This window comes from Enterobacter cloacae complex sp. CARB60 (assembly GCF_036487345.1).
In the GTDB taxonomy this organism is placed as follows: domain Bacteria; phylum Pseudomonadota; class Gammaproteobacteria; order Enterobacterales; family Enterobacteriaceae; genus Enterobacter; species Enterobacter asburiae_D.
The window spans coordinates 1143679-1162860 of the sequence record NZ_JAZKLC010000002.1 but is presented as its reverse complement, the minus strand read 5'-3'; the positions used below and the strand labels follow the sequence as shown (position 1 = coordinate 1162860).

16 protein-coding genes are annotated in these 19182 nt (G+C 57.1%); 10 read left to right on the top strand and 6 right to left on the bottom strand.

What is annotated here, in order from left to right; genetic code table 11:
• Positions 1–15: 15 nt before the first annotated feature.
• Together iolD and V4835_RS06665 are read right to left on the bottom strand one after the other, a co-directional pair.
• Positions 16–1941, bottom strand: coding sequence for a 3D-(3,5/4)-trihydroxycyclohexane-1,2-dione acylhydrolase (decyclizing) (gene iolD, locus V4835_RS06670; protein ID WP_331411619.1), 1926 nt, complete (start codon positions 1939–1941; stop codon positions 16–18).
• Between the two features lie 11 nt (positions 1942–1952).
• A complete protein-coding gene (locus V4835_RS06665; protein ID WP_331411618.1) occupies positions 1953–3458 on the bottom strand; it encodes a CoA-acylating methylmalonate-semialdehyde dehydrogenase in 1506 nt (501 codons plus the stop codon).
• 292 nt (positions 3459–3750) lie between these two features.
• Between V4835_RS06665 and V4835_RS06660 the strand changes: the two genes are divergently transcribed.
• The 7 genes from V4835_RS06660 (at position 3751) to V4835_RS06630 (ending at position 11700) form a co-directional block, all read left to right on the top strand.
• Entirely contained in the window at positions 3751–4584 is an 834-nt protein-coding gene (locus V4835_RS06660; RefSeq protein ID WP_331411617.1) for a MurR/RpiR family transcriptional regulator, read from the top strand.
• A gap of 230 nt (positions 4585–4814) precedes the next feature.
• Positions 4815–6053 (top strand): PfkB family carbohydrate kinase, encoded by a 1239-nt coding sequence (locus V4835_RS06655; protein ID WP_063143441.1) that lies wholly within the window; start codon positions 4815–4817, stop codon positions 6051–6053.
• Between the two features lie 329 nt (positions 6054–6382).
• Positions 6383–7120: an ABC transporter permease gene (locus tag V4835_RS06650; RefSeq protein ID WP_331411615.1), complete on the top strand. Its 738-nt coding sequence runs from the start codon at positions 6383–6385 to the stop codon at positions 7118–7120.
• Positions 7120–8019 carry a carbohydrate ABC transporter permease gene (locus tag V4835_RS06645; protein ID WP_331411614.1) on the top strand — a complete coding sequence of 300 codons (900 nt, stop codon included), beginning with the start codon at positions 7120–7122 and terminating at the stop codon, positions 8017–8019. The genes V4835_RS06650 and V4835_RS06645 overlap by 1 nt, the downstream gene beginning before the upstream one ends.
• Before the next feature lie 15 nt (positions 8020–8034).
• Positions 8035–9447 (top strand): extracellular solute-binding protein, encoded by a 1413-nt coding sequence (locus V4835_RS06640; RefSeq protein WP_331411613.1) that lies wholly within the window; start codon positions 8035–8037, stop codon positions 9445–9447.
• Positions 9444–10643, top strand: a complete 1200-nt coding sequence (locus V4835_RS06635; protein WP_331411612.1) for an ADP-ribosylglycohydrolase family protein — start codon at positions 9444–9446, stop codon at positions 10641–10643. The genes V4835_RS06640 and V4835_RS06635 overlap by 4 nt, the downstream gene beginning before the upstream one ends.
• Position 10644: 1 nt before the next feature.
• A complete protein-coding gene (locus V4835_RS06630) occupies positions 10645–11700 on the top strand; it encodes an ABC transporter ATP-binding protein (protein ID WP_331411611.1) in 1056 nt (351 codons plus the stop codon).
• A gap of 51 nt (positions 11701–11751) precedes the next feature.
• Here the strand turns inward: V4835_RS06630 and guaA are convergent, their stop codons facing one another.
• Complete coding sequence (gene guaA / locus V4835_RS06625; RefSeq protein ID WP_331411609.1) at positions 11752–13329, bottom strand: glutamine-hydrolyzing GMP synthase; 1578 nt, start codon at positions 13327–13329, stop codon at positions 11752–11754.
• A gap of 67 nt (positions 13330–13396) precedes the next feature.
• A complete protein-coding gene (gene guaB, locus V4835_RS06620) occupies positions 13397–14863 on the bottom strand; it encodes an IMP dehydrogenase (protein ID WP_063143434.1) in 1467 nt (488 codons plus the stop codon).
• Between the two features lie 159 nt (positions 14864–15022).
• On the opposite strand from guaB, the gene xseA reads away from it, so the two are divergent.
• Genes xseA through V4835_RS06605 form a run of 3 tightly spaced genes read left to right on the top strand, consistent with a single transcriptional unit; the run spans position 15023 to position 17825 of the window.
• The gene (xseA, locus tag V4835_RS06615; protein WP_331411606.1) at positions 15023–16396 is read left to right on the top strand and encodes an exodeoxyribonuclease VII large subunit; all 1374 of its coding nucleotides are present in this window, start codon (positions 15023–15025) and stop codon (positions 16394–16396) included.
• A gap of 58 nt (positions 16397–16454) precedes the next feature.
• Positions 16455–17474, top strand: a complete 1020-nt coding sequence (locus V4835_RS06610) for a M4 family metallopeptidase (RefSeq protein ID WP_331411605.1) — start codon at positions 16455–16457, stop codon at positions 17472–17474.
• Positions 17475–17825, top strand: a complete 351-nt coding sequence (locus V4835_RS06605) for a protealysin inhibitor emfourin (protein WP_024908659.1) — start codon at positions 17475–17477, stop codon at positions 17823–17825.
• Here V4835_RS06605 and V4835_RS06600 read toward each other — a convergent pair.
• A complete protein-coding gene (locus V4835_RS06600; RefSeq protein ID WP_331411604.1) occupies positions 17822–18043 on the bottom strand; it encodes a zinc ribbon domain-containing protein in 222 nt (73 codons plus the stop codon). The genes V4835_RS06605 and V4835_RS06600 overlap by 4 nt on opposite strands.
• 50 nt (positions 18044–18093) lie before the next feature.
• A complete protein-coding gene (locus tag V4835_RS06595) occupies positions 18094–19128 on the bottom strand; it encodes a Gfo/Idh/MocA family oxidoreductase (RefSeq protein WP_331411603.1) in 1035 nt (344 codons plus the stop codon).
• Between the last annotated feature and the right edge of the window lie 54 nt (positions 19129–19182).

Below are 19182 nucleotides of genomic sequence, written 5' to 3'. Positions count from 1 at the left end.
TTACGAAGAGAAAACTCAATACTGACGGGCTTTTTTCACCTGCGCCTGCGTTTGCTCCGCGGCCTCACGCACGGCAGACGACGCCGCCACCTGAGCATCGCCGGTTCGCCACCATGAGGCGTAGTCGTGGGTCATGGTCTTCGGCAGCACCTTGATGTCCAGCAGCGCCGGGCCCGGATGCGCCCGAGACGCCTCAAGCGCCGCCAGCAGGCTTTGCTCATCGTTCACCCGCCACGCGCGGCAGCCGTAGCTTTCCGCGTTTTGCGCAAAGTCGACCTTCACCAGCGGCCCGTCAAGCCGCCCGGTTTCCGGGTTGCGATGGCGGTTTTCCGTGCCAAAGCTGCCCATGCCGTGCCCCATCTGCAGGTTGTTAATGCAGCCGAAGCTGGCGTTATCAAACAGCAGAACGGCGATCTTAATGCCCTCCTGAACGGCGGTTTGCAGCTCGGAGTGCAGCATCATGTAGGAGCCATCCCCCACCATGGCATACACCGGCAGTTCGGGTCTGGCGAGCTTCGCGCCGAGAGCTGCCGCAATCTCGTAGCCCATGCAGGAGTAGCCGTACTCCAGGTGATAGCTGTCCGGCGTTTTGACCTGCCAGAGACGCTGTAAATCGCCCGGCAGCGAACCGGCCGCGCCCACCACAACGGCGTTATCTTCAATATGCTGGTTGATCAGCCCCAGCACCCGCGTCTGGGTCAGGCGGGTGTTGAGCGTCTCACCGTATTCCGCCAGCTGCGCATCCAGGTGCCCCGCCACTTCGGGCGCGTCGTCAGGGCGCCACTGGCGATCCCACAGGCGGCGGCACTCGTCGCGCCAGGCGGATTTCGCCTCGGCGATCGCCTCTCCCCAGCCGCTGCGATACTCGCCGAGCGCGTGGGTCAAGGCGGTCAGCCCGGTTTGGGCATCGGCAATCAGCGCGGTCGCGTCCAGCTTAAGGGCATCAAACTCGGCCACGTTCAGCAGCAGGAATTCGACGTCCGGGTGGGAAAAGATCGCCTTGGAGCCGGTGGTAAAATCGGTCAGGCGCGTGCCGATGCCAATCACTAAATCGGCCTGTGGCGCGAGCTGGTTGGCGGCCATTCCCCCCGTCACCCCTACGCCGCCCAGGTTAAGTGGGTGGTCACTTACCAACGCCCCCTTTCCGGCCTGGGTTTCGGCAAACGGCAGCCGCAGCGTCTCGACAAACTCGCGAAACGCCTCATGCGCGCCGGAATAGCGCACGCCGCCGCCGCACACCACCAGCGGACGACGCTTGCGGGCGATCAGCGCCCGCGCCTGCGCCAGACGCTGCGGGTCAGGCGGACGGCGCTCGATGTGATGCACGCGACGCGCGAAGAAGCTCAGCGGGTATTCCCAGGCCTCCCCCTGCACGTCCTGCGGCAGGCAGATGGTCACCGCGCCGGTATTGGCGGGGTCAGTAAGCGTTCGCATCGCGCTTAGCATGGCGCTCATCAGCTGCTCCGGCCGGTTGATGCGGTCCCAGTAGCGGGAAACCGGACGGAAGCAGTCGTTAGTGCTGATGCTGAGATCGTGATACTGCTCGATCTGCTGCAGCACCGGGTCCGGCTGGCGGCTGGCGTAGATATCGCCCGGCAGCAATAGCAGCGGGATGCGGTTCGCCGTGGCGGTGGCCGCGGCGGTCACCATATTGGCGGCGCCCGGCCCGACGGAGGAGGTGACGGCAAAAATGCGCTGACGGCGGTGCTGTTTGGCGAACCCCGTCGCCATATGGGCGATGCCCTGCTCGTTACAGCCCTGCATCACCTGCAGATGGCCCGGGTCCTGCTCCAGCGCCTGGCCGATACCCAGCACGTTGCCGTGCCCAAAGATGGTGGCCACGCCCTCCACGAAGGGCGTTTCGTTGCCGTCCACGCTGACGTACTGTTGATTGAGGAACCGGACCAGCGCCTGGGCCATGGTCATACGTTCGGTTTGCATAAAACCTCCTGTCAGCCCAGCGTTGGCATGGAGAACGCAGCGCCTGTCTCCTGCTGCATTTCCGGCCAGCGCGCGGTGATGGTTTTCATTCGGGTGTAAAAGCGCACGCCGTCGTTGCCGTGGACGTTGAGCGCGCCAAAAATCGAGCGCTTCCAGCCGCCAAAGCTGTGGAACGCCATCGGCACCGGGATCGGCACGTTGACCCCCACCATGCCCGCCTGCACCTCTTCGCAGAAGCGGCGCGCGCAGCCGCCGTCGCGGGTGAAGATCGCCGAGCCATTACCATATTCATGGCGGTTAATCAGATCCACCGCGCTGGCGTAATCTGCTACGCGCACCACAGAAAGCACCGGGCCAAAAATTTCTTCTTTATAGATGGTCATCTCCGGGGTGACGTTATCGAACAGCGTCGGCCCGACGAAGTAGCCCTGCTCGTGGCCCTTCACGCTGAAGCCGCGACCGTCCACGCGAAGTTTCGCCCCCTGCGCTTCCCCGCTGTCGATGTAGCCCAGCACCTTGCTGCGGTGCGCGGAGGAGATGAGCGGCCCCATTTCGTTTTCCGGCGACTGGTCCAGACCCGGCCCGACGCGTAGCGCGGCAATCTGTTTCTCCAGCCGGGCGCAGAGGTCATCGGCGGTTTTATCCCCCACCGCCAGCACCACCGAGAGCGCCATGCAGCGTTCCCCCGCCGCGCCGTAGGCCGCGCCCATGATGGCGTTGGTCGCCATCTCCACGTCGGCATCCGGCATCAGGATGCAGTGGTTTTTCGCGCCGCCCAGCGCCTGACAGCGCTTACCGTGGGCGGACGCGGTCTGGTAAATGTATTCCGCAATCGGCGTGGAGCCGACAAAGCTCACCGCCTGCACGCGCGGATCGGTCAGGAGCACGTCAACGGACTCCTTATCGCCCTGCACCACGTTGAACACGCCGTCCGGCAGGCCGGCCTCTTTCAGCAGCTGCGCCAGCGCCAGCGCCAGGGAAGGGTCTTTTTCCGACGGTTTCAGCACGAAGGTGTTGCCGGTCGCCAGCGCAATCGGGAACATCCACATCGGCACCATCGCCGGGAAGTTAAACGGCGTGATCCCGGCGCAGACCCCGAGCGGCTGCATCAGCGAGTGGCTGTCGACGCCGGTACCGACGTTCGCAGAGTGTTCACCCTTTTGCAGATGCGGGATGCCGCAGGCAAACTCCACCACTTCCAGGCCGCGGGTCAGTTCCCCCACAGCGTCGGAGAAGACCTTGCCGTGTTCTTCGCTGATGATGCGGGCCAGGCGATCCATATTCTCTTCCAGCAGCGCCTTGAAGCGGAACATCACGCGCGCGCGCTTCAGCGGAGCATGGCGCGCCCACGCCGGAAACGCCTGCTGCGCGGCAGCAATCGCCTGTTCGGTTTCCTGCGCCGTACTCATCACCACCTGGCGGATCTGCTCGCCGGTGGCCGGGTTGAAGATCGCCTGAACGCGCTGGCCTGAACCGGTGACACATTCGCCGTGAATAAAATTCGCTACCGTCTCCATCCTTAACCTCTCGCTGTTGATACGTGACTGTTACCTGAACACTGTGTACTGAACACTATATATGAAACAAATATTCCATTTTAAGTTGAAATAAAATAAATGATGATTATTGTGATCAAGGATGGATTTTTATGTTAACAGCCAACAACACTGACGCAGCGTGCGCTATTAAGGGATTTCGGGCGAGGAAATGACTGAAGTTTCTGTTTCATTTTTGCTGCCAGATGGATGGCCGACATTTAAAAGACGCGGTTTTGCGTTTAGAATCATAAGACTGTACTTGGGGGATAAGATGACGACAGCAACCAGCCTGAACGAACTGCAGCAGCAAATCCGCGATCGCTACGATAGCCTGAGCAAGAGGCTGCAGCAGGTCTCCCGCTACGTGCTGGATAACACCAACAGCGTGGCCTTTGATACGGTTGCCGTCATTGCCGAGCGCGCCGACGTGCCGCCCTCGACGCTGATCCGCTTTGCCAACGCCTTTGACTTCACCGGCTTCAACGAAATGAAACAGCTGTTTCGCATGAACCTGGTGGAGGAGACCGCCAGCTACAGCGACCGCGCCCGGCTGTTCCGCGAAATGGAGAGTGAGGCCGTGCCGGAAACGCCGCTCGATATCCTGCAGGAGTTCGCCCGTTCAAACGCGCAGGCGCTGCAGCAGCTGGCCGCCCGCGCCGAACCGGAGATGCTGGAGCGCGGGGTACAGCTGCTGGCCGACGCTGACACCATCTACATCGCCGGGCTGCGCCGCTCCTTTAGCGTCGCCGCGTACCTCACCTACGCCCTGAGCCACCTCGAGTGTCGCCCTATCCTGCTCGACGGCATGGGCGGGATGCTGCGCGAGCAGATCAGCCGCATTAAGGCGCGCGACATCGTGGTATCGATCAGCTTCTCGCCGTACGCGGAAGAGACGGTGATGGTCAGCGAAACCGCCGCCAGCGTCGGCGCGCGGCAGATCGTGATTACGGACAGCCAGATAAGCCCCCTGGCGACGTTCAGCGATCTCTGCTTTGTAGTGAAAGAGGCGCAGGTGGATGCGTTCCGATCTCAGTCGGCAACGCTGTGCCTGGTGCAGTCGCTGGTGGTGGCGCTGGCGTATCGCCGGGATAACAGCGGAAAATAGTTCACACATTCGGCCCGGTACGCTGGGCCGCGGGTTTTACTCTGCGAATGCCCTCTCCCGTCACGAAATTCAATAAAATAATCACCCTCCGTAATGACATTTAATCATTTGAATTTAATGATCTAATTGCCATTTCATTTCCGATTCCTTTTGCTTTGCCCACCATTCTGTGAATACCCTCAAGGAATTAACACCACTGAAACAATAATATAACTTTCAGAGGTGACATCATGCTCAATAAAGAACGTCATTACGCAATACTGACCTACCTCAACCGATATGAGCGCGCGACGGTCAGCCATCTCGCTAAAATTTTTGGCGTCACCCGAGAAACGATTCGTAGTGACCTGAATATATTATCGAAGGAAGGTGGCGTTGAGCGCTGCCATGGTGGCGCCCTTATTAAGCGCCGTATTTTTCACACTCAGTCCGTAAATAATCTTGATAGCAATATCATTCTTTTTTTTGAATCTGCTCAGTCAAAAAAAACAGCCAAATATCGACATAAAGGGCGAAAGATGAAAGGCAAAGTCTGTATTTTAGGGTCGTTTAACGTTGACATAATTGCTAATGTGGACCGTTTTCCGCAAAGCGGTGAATCGATATTTTCAGAAAATACCATTATCGGGCCGGGGGGGAAAGGGGCGAATCAGGCGCTGGCAGTAAGCAAATGTAATGTGAAAACGCACTTTGTCGGTAAAGTCGGAAACGACCAGTTTAGCCAGATGGCATATGAACATTTGACCTCGTCGGCAATTGACAGCTTTATGCTTTATCAGGATAAAGAAAAGAAAACAGGCACGGCGCTTATTTATGTTTGTCAGGGCGACGGTGAGAATATGATTGCCATTAGCCCCGGAGCCAATCAATCGATTACCGCAGATGAGGTTGAAGCCATTATCCCGGAGTTAAAAAACTCGGATATCTTTTTAACTCAGCTGGAAAATAATCTGCCCGCTACGTTTCGGGCCATTGAACTTGCCCGTTGCTGCGATATTAAGGTGGTTTTAAACCCCGCGCCCTTCTCTTCTGAGGTGGCGAGCTGTCTGAAAAACGTTGATTTTCTTACGCCTAATGAAACAGAAGCGTCATTGCTATCGGGTATTGCCGTTACGGACATGGCTAGCGCGAAAGCGGCGGCCAAAGCGATCAAGGCCAAAGGCGTCGGCTGCGTCATTATTACGATGGGAGCCAAAGGCGCGCTTATTTATGACGGCGAGCAGTTTATTCATATACCTGCGCTAAAAGCGTTATGCGTGGATACGACAGGGGCCGGAGATGCCTTTAACGGTGCATTCACGGCCAGTATGGCCAAAGGGGAGTCTCTCGTTCAGGCCGCAAAATTTGCCTGCGCGTTTGCCTCCCTGGCCGTCGAAAAAGAGGGGGCGTCAAATATGCCTGAATACAAAGATGTTCTCACCCGTCTGACACAATATGAAAATATCGCCATTCACGTTGAGAAAAATTAACACCACGGCTTATCGCTTTTTTTATTAACGTCCGATGCAGTTTTTATATTGCATTCGCTGCAACCATTAAAGTAATGGGAGTAAGTTCGATGAAGGCTTTAACTGAAACAAAACCCAGCGAGCGGATATCCCTTGCAAGCCATATATCACAGCAACGAACCGTCACTCGTGCCGCGCGCTTTCGTCAAAAGATGCGCAGGTGGTGGCCTTTTTATGTGATGGCACTTCCGGGTGTGATTTATTTTTTTATCTGGCACTATTTACCCATCTGGGAAACGAAAATCGCTTTTGAGCAATACCGGATCATTCCGCCCAATATATGGGTTGGTATGCAATATTTCACAACGCTGATGTCATCTCCCGTTTTCTGGCAGGTGATACAAAATACGGTCATCATTGGCGCAATGAAACTGCTCTTTATTTTCCCGGTACCGATTATTCTTGCCCTACTGCTCAATGAGGTGCGTTCATCCAGCTATCGTAAATTCGTCCAGTCGGTCATTTATTTACCGCACTATTTATCCTGGGTTGTTATTGCCAGTATTGCTATCGCCGCGCTGTCGCCCGTCGACGGCGCGATTAACGACGTCATTAAATCTATGGGATACGACCCGATTCCGTTTATGACGGATACCGGCTCGATTCGCTGGGTGCTGGTTTTCACTGAAATGTGGCGCAGCGCCGGATGGGACTCCCTGCTCTATATCGCGGCGATCCTGGCGATTGACCCACAGCTGTACGAAGCGGCGGAGATGGACGGAGCAGGCCGCTGGCGGAAAATCTGGCACATCACTCTGCCTGCCATTACGCCCACTATCGCGACGCTGTTCATCCTTAACGTCGGGCTGTTCCTGAGCCAGGGCTTTGATCAGGTGTTCAACATGAGCAACGACGTGGTGAACGGGCAGATCGATATCATCGATACCTATGTCTACCGCATGGGCCTGCGCACCGGCGAATTCTCACTGGCAACGGCGGCAGGGTTATTCAAAGGCGTGATTGGCATGGTCCTTATCGTGCTGGCTCACAACGTCTCTAAACGCCTGACGGGTAAAGGAGTCTGGTAATGCGCTGGTCATCTCGAAGTACCCCATTTGAACGCATTGAGTATGTTCTCATTCTCTCCGTTCTGCTGTTGCTGGTTATCGTTACGCTTCAGCCCATCCTGAATCTGGTGGCCGTCTCCTTCTCAAGCCCGGCGAAAGTGGCGGGTATGAGCGGTCTTTCCATTATCCCGGAGGGTTTCTCGCTCGATGTCTGGAAGCTGCTGCTGAGCAATAAGGCTGTTCTTCGCGGGTTTGGAAACGCGATGCTGATCACCGTGGTGGGCACCGTTATCAACGTGGTCTTTACCGTGCTGCTGGCCTGGGCGCTGGCGCAAAAACGCCTGCCGGGGCGTCGCCTGCTCTTCATCTTCGTCCTTTTCACCATCGTTTTTGAGCCGGGCATCATTCCCGATTTTCTGGTGATGAAGAAGCTGGGCCTGCTGAACAGCTACTGGTCAGTCATTCTCTATCGCGCTGTTTTCGCGTGGTACCTGATCATTCTGGTGCGTCTGTTCGAGGAGATCCCGGAAGAGCTGCTGGAAGCCGCCGAGCTGGATGGCGCGAATCCTTTCCAGACGCTGTGGTACGTCATTCTGCCGGTTGCTAAATCCTCTATTGCCATGATCACGCTGTTTTATATGGTGCTGCACTGGAACGAATTTTTCCGCGCCATGGTGTACCTCAACGATCCCGACAAGTGGCCGCTGCAGGTTGTGCTGCGTCAGTTTGTCGTTGAGGGAGATAAGTTGTCCATGGTGGGTGTGGAAAGCATGTCTAACTACACCGATGCCAGCCAGATCAGCATTAAGGCGCTCAAAGCCGGCATGATTACGCTGACTATTGCTCCCCTTATCGCCATTTACCCCATTATTTTGCGCTTCTTCACCAAAGGCACCATGTCCGGTGCGGTGAAGGGTTAACAAGGAGCAATGACGATGAACGTATTCAATACCCTTACCCGCGTCCTGCTGGGCGGCGTACTGATGTGTCAGGTTGCCCAGGCAGAGCCGGTAACGATCAGGGTAGTAGAGAAAGATCTGCTCACCACCAACCGGGAAGACGTGGAGCATATCCATCGGATAGAACAGGCGCTGGCACGGCAGGGCCACGATATCAAAATTGAGATCGTGAACCTCTCCTCCTCCGGCTATTCCAACGTGCTGAACGTGATGCTGCTGTCCGGTACCATCCCGGACCTGATCTACTTCAACGGCAGCGATCAGAAAATGGTTGAGCAAGGTATTCTTGAGGACTGGCGTCCGTGGATCGCTCAGACCCATTACCTGAAAGAGGCACTGTGGCCGCATAACAAGCTGCGTCTGCAAAACCATCCGACGCTGCTTTACGTCTATCCGCTGCGGGCGCGTCAACCGGTGATCCGCGAAGACTGGCTGCAAAAGGGTGGCTTCAATGCGTCACCCAAAACGCTGGAGGAGTACGTGACGCTGTTTAATGCCATTCACAGCGGTAATTTCAACGGCGATGGCAAAGCAGATACGGCCGGGATCACCTCTGAAAAAGATCTCCGCGATCTGGATGGCTTTTTAAATCCCGCGTTTGGGATCCGCGCTACGTGGCTTAAGGACGTACAGGATCAGTGGATCCACGCGCAGATTAGCCCGCAGGAGCGCGACAAACTGCAGTATTACCATTCACTGTATGAGAAAGGACTGCTCTCTTCGCAGTACATCACCACCAACTGGGAGCTGAAAGAAGATCAGTTTTACACCGGTAAAGTAGGCGTCGTATCCGTCTCATCACCGGGAAACGTGGGTGTCTATCAGGAGAAAATGCGCCAGGTCCACCCGGATGCCACGCTGACGCTGCTCGATCCCCCGAAAGGTCCGGGCGGGCAAGGTCTGGCGGCGGTGGATGTATCGATGGAGACCCGGGGTTTCGCGATGTCGACGCTGTCGAAACATAAGAAAGAGGTCATGATTTTGCTCGATTTCCTGGCAAGCCCAGAAGGGCAAATGATGGAGCAGATGGGGTTTGAAGGCACCCACTACGTTCGTAAAGACGATGCGATTACCGTCACGCCAAAGATTAATACCTGGTATCCGCGATTTATCTATGCCGCCAACTGGAAACCACCGGTGGAGTGGCGCTCACCCGCCATGCTGCGCTACATCGACAATTCACAGCGCTATTTTGCGGCCGACAACGCGTTTATTTTCCCGTCGACCTTTGCTGCCGCACTCGATTCCACCAGCAGCATTTACAACGAATGGGCCTACAAATTCGTCTCTGGAAGGGTCTCGTTTGATATGTGGGATCAATACGTCAATGCCTGGAAATCTGCCGGGGGTAACGCCATGACTCAATACGCACAGGAAAAATTAAAATGACAGATAACTTATCTTTCAGCTCCCGGGTTCTTGGCATGCTCTACGGCGTTGCATTTGGTGATGCGCTGGGAGGCCCGGTCGAGAAACTGTCTGCCCGTCAGATTCAGGAAAAATATGGAAAAGTGACCTCCATCAACCAGCGCTGGCACCGAATGGACGAGCCGTCCTCACGGCGCAATAACCGCATTCGCGGCAATGGGATCATCACAGACGACACGTTAATGACGCTCTGTCTGATGGAAGTGTACGACGAGCTGGGGCGCCACATTGACGCCTGGGATATGGCGGGATCGTTTGTCCGGAAAATCGCCTGGGAACCCCGCTGGGTGCCGGAGCTGGACAGGGAAGCGCTGGTCATTGAGCGCCTGTTTTACCCGGAAAAATGGATATTTCACCGTCTGCAGCTCGCGGCCTGCGATCCTCGCCAGGGCGGCGTTGGCAATATGGTCAACTGCGGCGCCGCCATGTACGCCGCGCCCATCGGCGTAATTAACGCCTGTAACCCCACCGCCGCCTACCAGGAGGCCATCAACTTCACGCTGGGGCACCAGCAGAGCTATGGGCTGGAGGCTGCCGGCGTGTTCGCCGCCTGCGTCTCGGCGGCGTTCATTCCGGGGATCACCCTGGATGCCATCGTTGATATCGCCCTGCAGCTGGCAAAAGACGGCACGCGTGAGGCTATTAGCGCCACGCTGGATGTTGCCTGCTGCTATCGCGGCCAACTCTGGGATTATCTGCAGATTGTCGATGCGCTCCACGAGGCGCTTCTGCCCTGGTCACCAATGGGTGATGACCTGATGCATGGACCGGAAAAAGCCGGAGTGCCGACCATGGCGTATCAGCCTTCACGTCTGATGTCGATCGAAGAACTCCCTATGGCGCTGGCGTTCTGCCTGCTTCGGGAGGGCGACTTCCGTGGCGCGGTAGAGGACTCCATCAACTCCGGGCGCGACACGGATTCTATCGGGGTCATGAGCGGAGCCATTCTCGGTGCCCTGCACGGTAACACGATTATCGAGCCGGACGTGCTTGCCGGGATTGAACACGCCAACCGGCTCGATCTCCGCGCTGCCGCGCTGCGGTTTACCGAAACAGCGCAATGCATTATCCAAAAGGATCTCAACGCGGCGAAAGAATACCGCTACAACGTGATGCCGTTTTTGCAGCCGGCGCAAAACGCCGGTCGAGGAGAGTAACATGAGCCAAATTGTATTGAACAACCTGGGAAAATCCTACGGCAACGTCAGCATCATCAAAGACATCTCGTTGAATATCCACGAAGGTGAATTCATTGTGCTGGTCGGCCCTTCCGGCTGCGGTAAATCCACACTTTTGCGAATGATTGCCGGGCTTGAAGATATCACGTCTGGCGAACTGCTCATGCAGGGCGAAGTGGTAACCACCCTGCCCGCCAAAAAACGCGATATCGCAATGGTGTTCCAGAGCTACGCACTCTATCCGCACATGAAAGTGCGGGACAACATGAGCTTTGCGTTAAAGCTCGCCAACGTGCCCAAAGCAGAACGCATGGCACGGGTTGAAGAAGCGGCTGAAATACTCGGACTGACGCATCTGCTCGACCGGGTACCGCGTGAGCTTTCCGGAGGCCAGCGCCAGCGCGTCGCGATGGGCCGGGCGATTGTCCGTGCTCCTAAAGCCTTTTTGTTCGATGAACCCCTGTCCAACCTGGACGCTAAGCTTCGCCATAAAATGCGCGGTGAAATTCGCAAGCTCCACCAGAGAATCGGGCGCACGACAATCTATGTCACCCACGATCAAACCGAAGCAATGACCATGGCGGACCGCATCGTGGTGCTGAATGCTGGCAATATTGAACAAGTCGGGACACCGGAAGAGCTTTATCACAATCCGGACAACCTCTTTGTCGCGGGATTTATCGGCACCCCGGAGATCAACACCATAAAAGGGGTTATCCATGACGGGAGCGTGGTGTTGACGAACGGCTACCGCTTCCCCTGCCCGCTGACATCGTATATAGACGGGATGAAGATCGTCTGCGCTATTCGTCCACATCACATTCGCATCAGTAATACCGGGGTTGCAGCAGAAATCGTACTGGTAGAGATGACCGGAGAAGGCCAGGAGATTCTGGTACGGGTCGGCGACCAGGAGATGATTGTCGTGTCCCATGAGAAACTCGATGTCAATCCTGGCGATGCGGTATTGCTGGAAGCCGATCTCTCGCGGGTCTTCCTGTTTGAGGAGAAAAGCGGGCGTCGGTTACGTACGTAACTCATAAAAAAGCCCGCATCAATGCGGGCTTTTGTTTTTAATACAGAGGAATCATTCCCACTCAATCGTAGCCGGTGGCTTACCGCTGATGTCATACACCACGCGGGAAATACCGTTCACTTCGTTGATGATGCGGTTAGACACGCGGCCTAAGAAGTCATACGGCAGGTGCGCCCAGTGCGCGGTCATGAAGTCGATGGTTTCCACCGCACGCAGGGAAACAACCCAGTCGTACTTGCGGCCATCGCCCATTACGCCGACGGAGCGAACCGGCAGGAACACGGTGAACGCCTGGCTCACTTTGTTGTACAGGTCAGCTTTGTGCAGCTCTTCGATGAAGATAGCGTCCGCGCGACGCAGCAGGTCGCAGTACTCTTTCTTCACTTCGCCCAGCACGCGCACGCCCAGACCCGGGCCCGGGAACGGGTGACGGTATAGCATGTCGTACGGCAGACCCAGTTCCAGACCGATCTTACGCACTTCGTCTTTGAACAGCTCGCGCAGCGGTTCAACCAGGCCCATCTTCATCTCTTTCGGCAGACCGCCCACGTTGTGGTGAGATTTGATGACGTGCGCTTTACCGGTTGCGGAGGCCGCGGATTCGATCACGTCCGGATAGATGGTGCCCTGCGCCAGCCACTTCACGTCTTCCAGCTTCAGCGCTTCTTCGTCGAACACTTCCACGAACACGCGGCCGATGATCTTACGTTTCGCTTCCGGATCGTTCTCGCCTTGCAGCGCGTCCAGGAAGCGCTGCTCGCCTTCCACGTGAATGATGTTCAGACCGAAGTGGTCGCCGAACATGTCCATCACCTGCTGGGCTTCGTTCAGACGCAGCAGACCGTTGTCCACGAACACGCAGGTCAGGTTTTTGCCGATGGCGCGGTGCAGCAGCATCGCGGTTACGGAGGAGTCCACGCCGCCGGAGAGGCCGAGGATGACTTTGTCATTGCCAACCTGCTGGCGAATACGCTCAACGGCGTCGTCGATGATTTTTGCCGGAGTCCACAGAGCTTCACACTGGCAGATGTCACGCACGAAGCGCTCCAGCATGCGCATACCCTGACGGGTGTGGGTCACTTCCGGGTGGAACTGCACGCCGTAGAAGCGTTTTTCTTCGTTCGCCATGATGGCGAACGGGCAGCTTTCGGTGCTGGCAACGGTCACGAAGTCAGACGGGATGGCGGTAACTTTGTCACCGTGGCTCATCCACACGTCCAGCAGCGGTTTGCCGTCTGCGGTCAGGGAGTCTTCGATACCACGCACCAGCGCGCTGTCGGTCACAACTTCTACTTGTGCGTAGCCAAACTCGCGCTCGTTGGAGCCTTCTACGTGGCCGCCCAGCTGCATGGCCATGGTCTGCATACCGTAGCACACGCCGAATACCGGCACGCCAGCTTCGAACACGTACTGCGGCGCGCGGGGGCTGTTCTCTTCGGTGGTGCTTTCCGGGCCGCCGGACAGGATGATGCCGCTTGGATTGAATTCGCGAATCTGTGCTTCCGTGACATCCCACGCCCACAGCTCACAGTAAACGCCCAGTTCACGTACGCGACGCGCCACCAGCTGAGTGTACTGAGAACCGAAGTCCAGGATGAGAATGCGATGTTTATGAATGTTTTCCGTCATTGACGCTAATTCCGAGGCAAGTGAAACAAAAACAGAGCGCCCGGCAGAAGCCGGGCGCGGAAACTTATCAGGAGCCCAGACGGTAGTTCGGGGACTCTTTGGTGATCGTCACGTCGTGAACATGGCTCTCCTGGATACCCGCACCGCTGATGCGTACGAATTCCGCTTTAGTACGCAGCAGGTCAATGGTACCACAGCCGGTCAGACCCATACAGGAGCGCAGGCCGCCCATCTGCTGGTGGATGATCTCTTTCAGGCGGCCTTTATAGGCAACGCGACCTTCGATACCTTCCGGCACCAGTTTGTCTGCGGCGTTATCGGTCTGGAAGTAACGGTCAGAGGAACCTTTGGACATCGCGCCCAGGGAGCCCATACCGCGATAAGATTTGTAAGAACGGCCCTGGAAGAGTTCGATTTCACCCGGGGATTCTTCGGTACCGGCCAGCATGGAGCCAACCATTACGGCAGCGGCGCCCGCGGCGATCGCTTTGGCGATGTCGCCAGAGAAGCGGATACCGCCGTCAGCGATAACCGGAATACCGGTGCCTTCCAGCGCTTCAACCGCGTCAGACACGGCGGTGATCTGTGGAACGCCCACGCCGGTCACGATACGCGTGGTACAGATAGAGCCAGGGCCGATACCCACTTTCACCGCGCTGCAACCGGCGTCAGCCAGCGCGCGAGCGCCTGCGCCAGTGGCTACGTTGCCGCCGATGATCTGCAGATCGGGGTATTTGGCACGGGTATCACGAATACGTTGCAGAACGCCTTCGGAGTGGCCGTGAGAGGAGTCAATCAGCAGGACGTCAACGCCCGCAGCAACCAGCGCGTCAACGCGCTCTTCGTTACCGGCACCTGCGCCAACCGCAGCGCCAACGCGCAGGCGGCCATGCTCGTCTTTACAGGCGTTAGGCTTACGTTCTGCTTTCTGGAAGTCTTTAACGGTGATCATGCCGCGCAGGTGGAAGCTGCTGTCAACAACCAGCGCTTTTTCAACGCGTTTTTCGTGCATTTTTGCCAGCACCACGTCGCGGGTTTCGCCTTCGCGAACGGTAACCAGACGCTCTTTTGGCGTCATGTAAACGCTGACAGGCTGGTTCAGGTCAGTCACGAAACGCACGTCACGACCGGTGATGATACCGACCAGTTCGTTCTCTTCGGTCACAACCGGGTAACCGGCGAAGCCGTTACGTTCGGTCAGGGCCTTCACTTCGTGCAGCGTGGTGGTTGGCAGAACGGTCTGTGGGTCAGACACGATGCCGGATTCATGTTTCTTCACCAGGCGAACTTCTTCCGCCTGACGTTCGATGGACATGTTTTTGTGGATAAAGCCAATGCCACCTTCCTGTGCCAGGGCGATAGCCAGGCGCGCTTCAGTCACGGTGTCCATTGCCGCAGAGAGCATAGGAATGTTCAGGCGAATGGTTTTCGTCAACTGCGTGCTGAGATCGGCAGTATTCGGCAGAACGGTGGAGTGAGCGGGAACGAGGAGGACGTCGTCAAACGTCAGTGCTTCTTTAGCGATACGTAGCATGGGCAATATCTCTGACCTGGGTGGTTAAATATTGCCGTGGCATTATACAGAGCGTAACCGATTGCATCTACACTTTTTTAAAAAAAATGCTTGCGATTGCCTCTCAGCAGGTTACTATCGACTGAATAACTTGCTGATTTAGAATTTGATCCCGCTCACATGTTATCCTCTCAATCCCCCTCAATTTATACCGTCAGCCGCCTTAATCAGACGGTGCGTTTGCTGCTTGAGCAGGAAATGGGGCAGGTCTGGATCAGCGGTGAGATCTCTAACTTCACGCAGCCGTCCTCCGGCCACTGGTATTTTACCTTAAAAGACGACACCGCCCAGGTGCGCTGCGCGATGTTCCGCAACAGCAACCGCCGCGTGACGTTCCGCCCTCAGCACGGCCAGCAGGTTCTGGTTCGCGCCAATATCACCCTGTATGAGCCGCGCGGCGACTATCAAATTATCGTCGAGAGCATGCAGCCTGCGGGCGAAGGCCTGCTGCAGCAGAAGTATGAACAGTTAAAAGCCAGGCTCTCTGCCGAGGGGCTGTTCGACCAGCAGTTCAAAAAACCGCTGCCCTCCCCCGCCCACTACGTTGGGGTCATCACCTCGAAAACCGGTGCGGCACTGCACGATATTTTGCACGTGCTGAAGCGTCGCGACCCTTCCCTGCCCGTCATCATCTACCCGACAGCCGTTCAGGGTGACGATGCGCCAGGCCAGATAGTTCGCGCCATTGAGCTGGCGAACGCCCGTCAGGAGTGCGACGTGCTCATCGTCGGGCGCGGCGGCGGCTCGCTGGAAGATTTATGGAGCTTTAACGACGAGCGCGTGGCGCGGGCCATCTTTGCAAGCCTTATCCCCGTGGTGAGCGCCGTCGGCCACGAAACGGACGTAACAATAGCAGATTTTGTCGCGGATCTGCGCGCGCCTACGCCGTCCGCGGCGGCGGAAGTGGTCAGCCGCAACCAGCTGGAGCTGCTGCGTCAGATTCAGAACGGCCAGCAGCGCCTTGAGATGGCGATGGACTACTTCCTTGCCAACCGTACCCGTCGCTTTACCCAGCTTCATCACCGACTTCAGCAGCAGCACCCGCAGCTGCGTCTGGCGCGTCAGCAGACCGTGCTGGAGCGCCTGCGTCAGCGCATGAACGTTGCGGTGGACGCGCAGCTTAAGCGCGCGGTGTCGCGCCAGCAGCGCGTAACCCAGCGCCTGAACCAGCAGAACCCGCAGCCAAAAATTTATCGCGCGCAAACGCGTATTCAGCAGCTGGAGTATCGTCTGGCGGAGACTATCCGCGCCCGACTGAGCACCACCCGCGAACGTTTCGGCAATGCGGTGACCCATCTTGAAGCGGTCAGCCCCCTCTCCACGCTGGCGCGCGGCTACAGCGTGACGACGGCGACGGACGGCAAAGTGCTGAAGCAAACCAAACAGGTGAATACCGGCGATGTGCTGACGACGCGTCTGTCAGACGGCTGGGTAGAAAGCGAAGTGAAATCAATTAAACCGGTGAAAAAGACGCGTCAGCGTAAAACCGGATAATTCTTCGCCGGTTACTTACTATACTGCTGCTATTCCCTTTTTTAATAAGGAGAGCAGCATGCCCCATCTTCATAGCGTTATTCCCCCTTATATTCTTCGTCGTATTATCGAAAGCGGTTCCGAGCCGCAGCAGCGCTGTGCCCGTCAGACCTTGACCCACGTCCAGACGCTGATGGCCCACATGCCCGGCAAACCCGCCGCGCCGCACGTGAATAAAGCCGGACAGCTGGAGCGCGATATTTATGACGCGAAGCAAACCCAGGAGCTGCCGGGTACGCAGGTGCGTTACGAGGGTCAGCCATCCAACGGCGATGTGGCGGTGGATGAAGCCTACGATTATTTGGGTATTACCCATGATTTCTTCTGGAAAGAATATCAGCGTGATTCGCTCGATAATAAAGGGCTTATTTTGACCGGCACCGTGCATTATGGTCGGGAATATCAGAACGCCTTCTGGAACGGTCAGCAGATGGTATTCGGCGACGGCGACGGGGAAATATTTAACCGCTTTACCATCGCCATCGACGTGGTGGCGCACGAGCTGAGCCACGGCGTGACCGAGACCGAAGCCGGGCTAATATATTTTGAACAGTCGGGCGCGCTGAACGAGTCTCTGTCGGACGTGTTTGGCTCGCTGGTCAAACAGTATCATCTGAAGCAAACCGCCGATAAAGCTGACTGGCTGATTGGTGAAGGGCTGCTGGCGAAAGGGATCAACGGCAAAGGGCTGCGCTCAATGTCTGTACCCGGCACCGCCTATGACGATCCTCTGCTGGGCAAAGACCCGCAGCCTGCCCACATGAAAGATTTCATTAAAACGCGCGAGGACAACGGCGGCGTGCATCTGAACTCCGGCATCCCCAACCGCGCATTTTACCTGGCCGCGACGGCGATCGGCGGCTACGCCTGGGAAAAAGCGGGTTATGCATGGTACGACACGGTTTGCGATCGCAAACTGGCGCAGGATGCGGATTTTGAGGCCTTCGCAAAACTGACGATCGCGCACGGAGAGAAACGCTCCGGCGGCGACGCTGGGGCGGCCATTAAACAAGCCTGGGAACAGGTGGGAGTGCTGTAAATGCAGGTTCCGGAACTGACGGATGACGCCGTGGTTGAGCTGGCCCGTGAAGGCGGCGTCGCTTTTATTCCCAAGCTGAGCGGGCAGCGCACCATCGCGCTTTCGTCGCTCAATGAGGCCCAGCGCCAGCGCCTGGTGAGCATCCTGGAGCAGGCTTTTCCACGCGGCCAGCCGCCGGGGCAAGCCTCTTCACCCGGCAGCGGCGACCAGCGCTATTTCCGTATCCAGATTATCTGGACCGGGCAAAATCAGGCGCACTACGCCGATATCATCGTGCTGGTGCCCGAGCAGGAAGCGCCCGAGTCGCTGGTCGAGCTGTGGAAGAAAGGCGAAGGCTGCGTGTGTGATTAACGTTCGGCCCGAACAAACTCCACGCGTTTTTTAGAGATAAGACCGTGGCCGTTCTGGCAGAAATAGTCCACCGCCCCGCAGGCTTTTAATACCTGGAGCGGCTGATGGCACTCCGGGCAGCGGGCTTCGAGCGCAATATCCTTGTTACAGCTCTCGCAGTGTGCTACCCCATTCTGAGGCTCAAGCGGTGCCTGGCAATCCGGGCAGGTAATCGTCATGGTGACTCCTTTAAAGCGTTCAGGTCTGCGATAATTTTACCACGTTACGTTCAGTGCGAGCCACGCAGCTGCTGCTGTAACGTTAGAAGTAGCGTCACTTCATCTATCCTGCGGCGCGTCGTGCGGCTCACCTCGTGCGGATCCCGTTCAAACAGGCTGTTGGCGCCCAGGATATGCTCTGCAAGACAGCGCTCGTAGATCGTGCCGGGAATGTTCCAGCGTTGGCGCGTGTCGCCATTCATCAGCTCCAGCACATCTTCAGCGCCGCGCCGGTCGTAACTAATGGTCCGCCCGTCACGCAAATAGAGCCGTAAGCCTTTTTGCCCGCCCGCAGGTCCCGCGTATTTGTTAAGCCAGATATCCACCAGCACGCTGCTGATGCTTCCCTGAAGATGCGCCTCGCCTTCCGCCGTGGTCAGGTCGCCTTTTGCAATATCGCGCCCCAGGCGATCTTTAGCCGTGACGACCCGCAGCGTCATCTCATCATTCCCGCCCAGATAGCGCACCGTTTCGCGCAGCATCGCCAGCACATGCGTACCGATATCCAGAATCACGCCATCAGGGTGGCGAAGCGTACGCGCGTCCGGCTCACCCGTGGCAAAGTTAAGCGCAATGGGCTCCCCTGCAGCGTTATATCCGCTCGGCTCCTGCAAAAAACCGTCGATTTTGACGATGTCAGCGATATTGCCAACCAGCGACCGCTTCACCGTTTCGATGCGCGCCATCCAGTGATCGAGCGCCAGCACGCGGGAGGCGACGTCGGGGTCCGCCAGCAGCGCGTTGAGCTTTTCTGTTTGGGGAAGCGTGGCGACAATCGGTTTTTCAACCACGATGCGGGAAACCGATGAGGCGAGAGCATGTTCAAGCACCTCAAGATGGTGCAGCGACGCCGTGGTAATAAACAGGGTATCAAGCGGCTGGGAGAGAAGTTCAGCCAGTGTGGCACAGCGCGTTACGCCCTCGGGCTGTTTTACGGGCTGGATATCAAAGCCTAAACAGCGAGGGAGATTATCAAAGCATTTTCGTATTGCGGGCAGGTAAGCTGTTTCAACGACTGCGCCAAGACCAACAAACCCTAACAGCATGTTCTTACCTCGTCGAATAAATTGCCGGGGCATAACGCCGCCCCGGCAAGATCG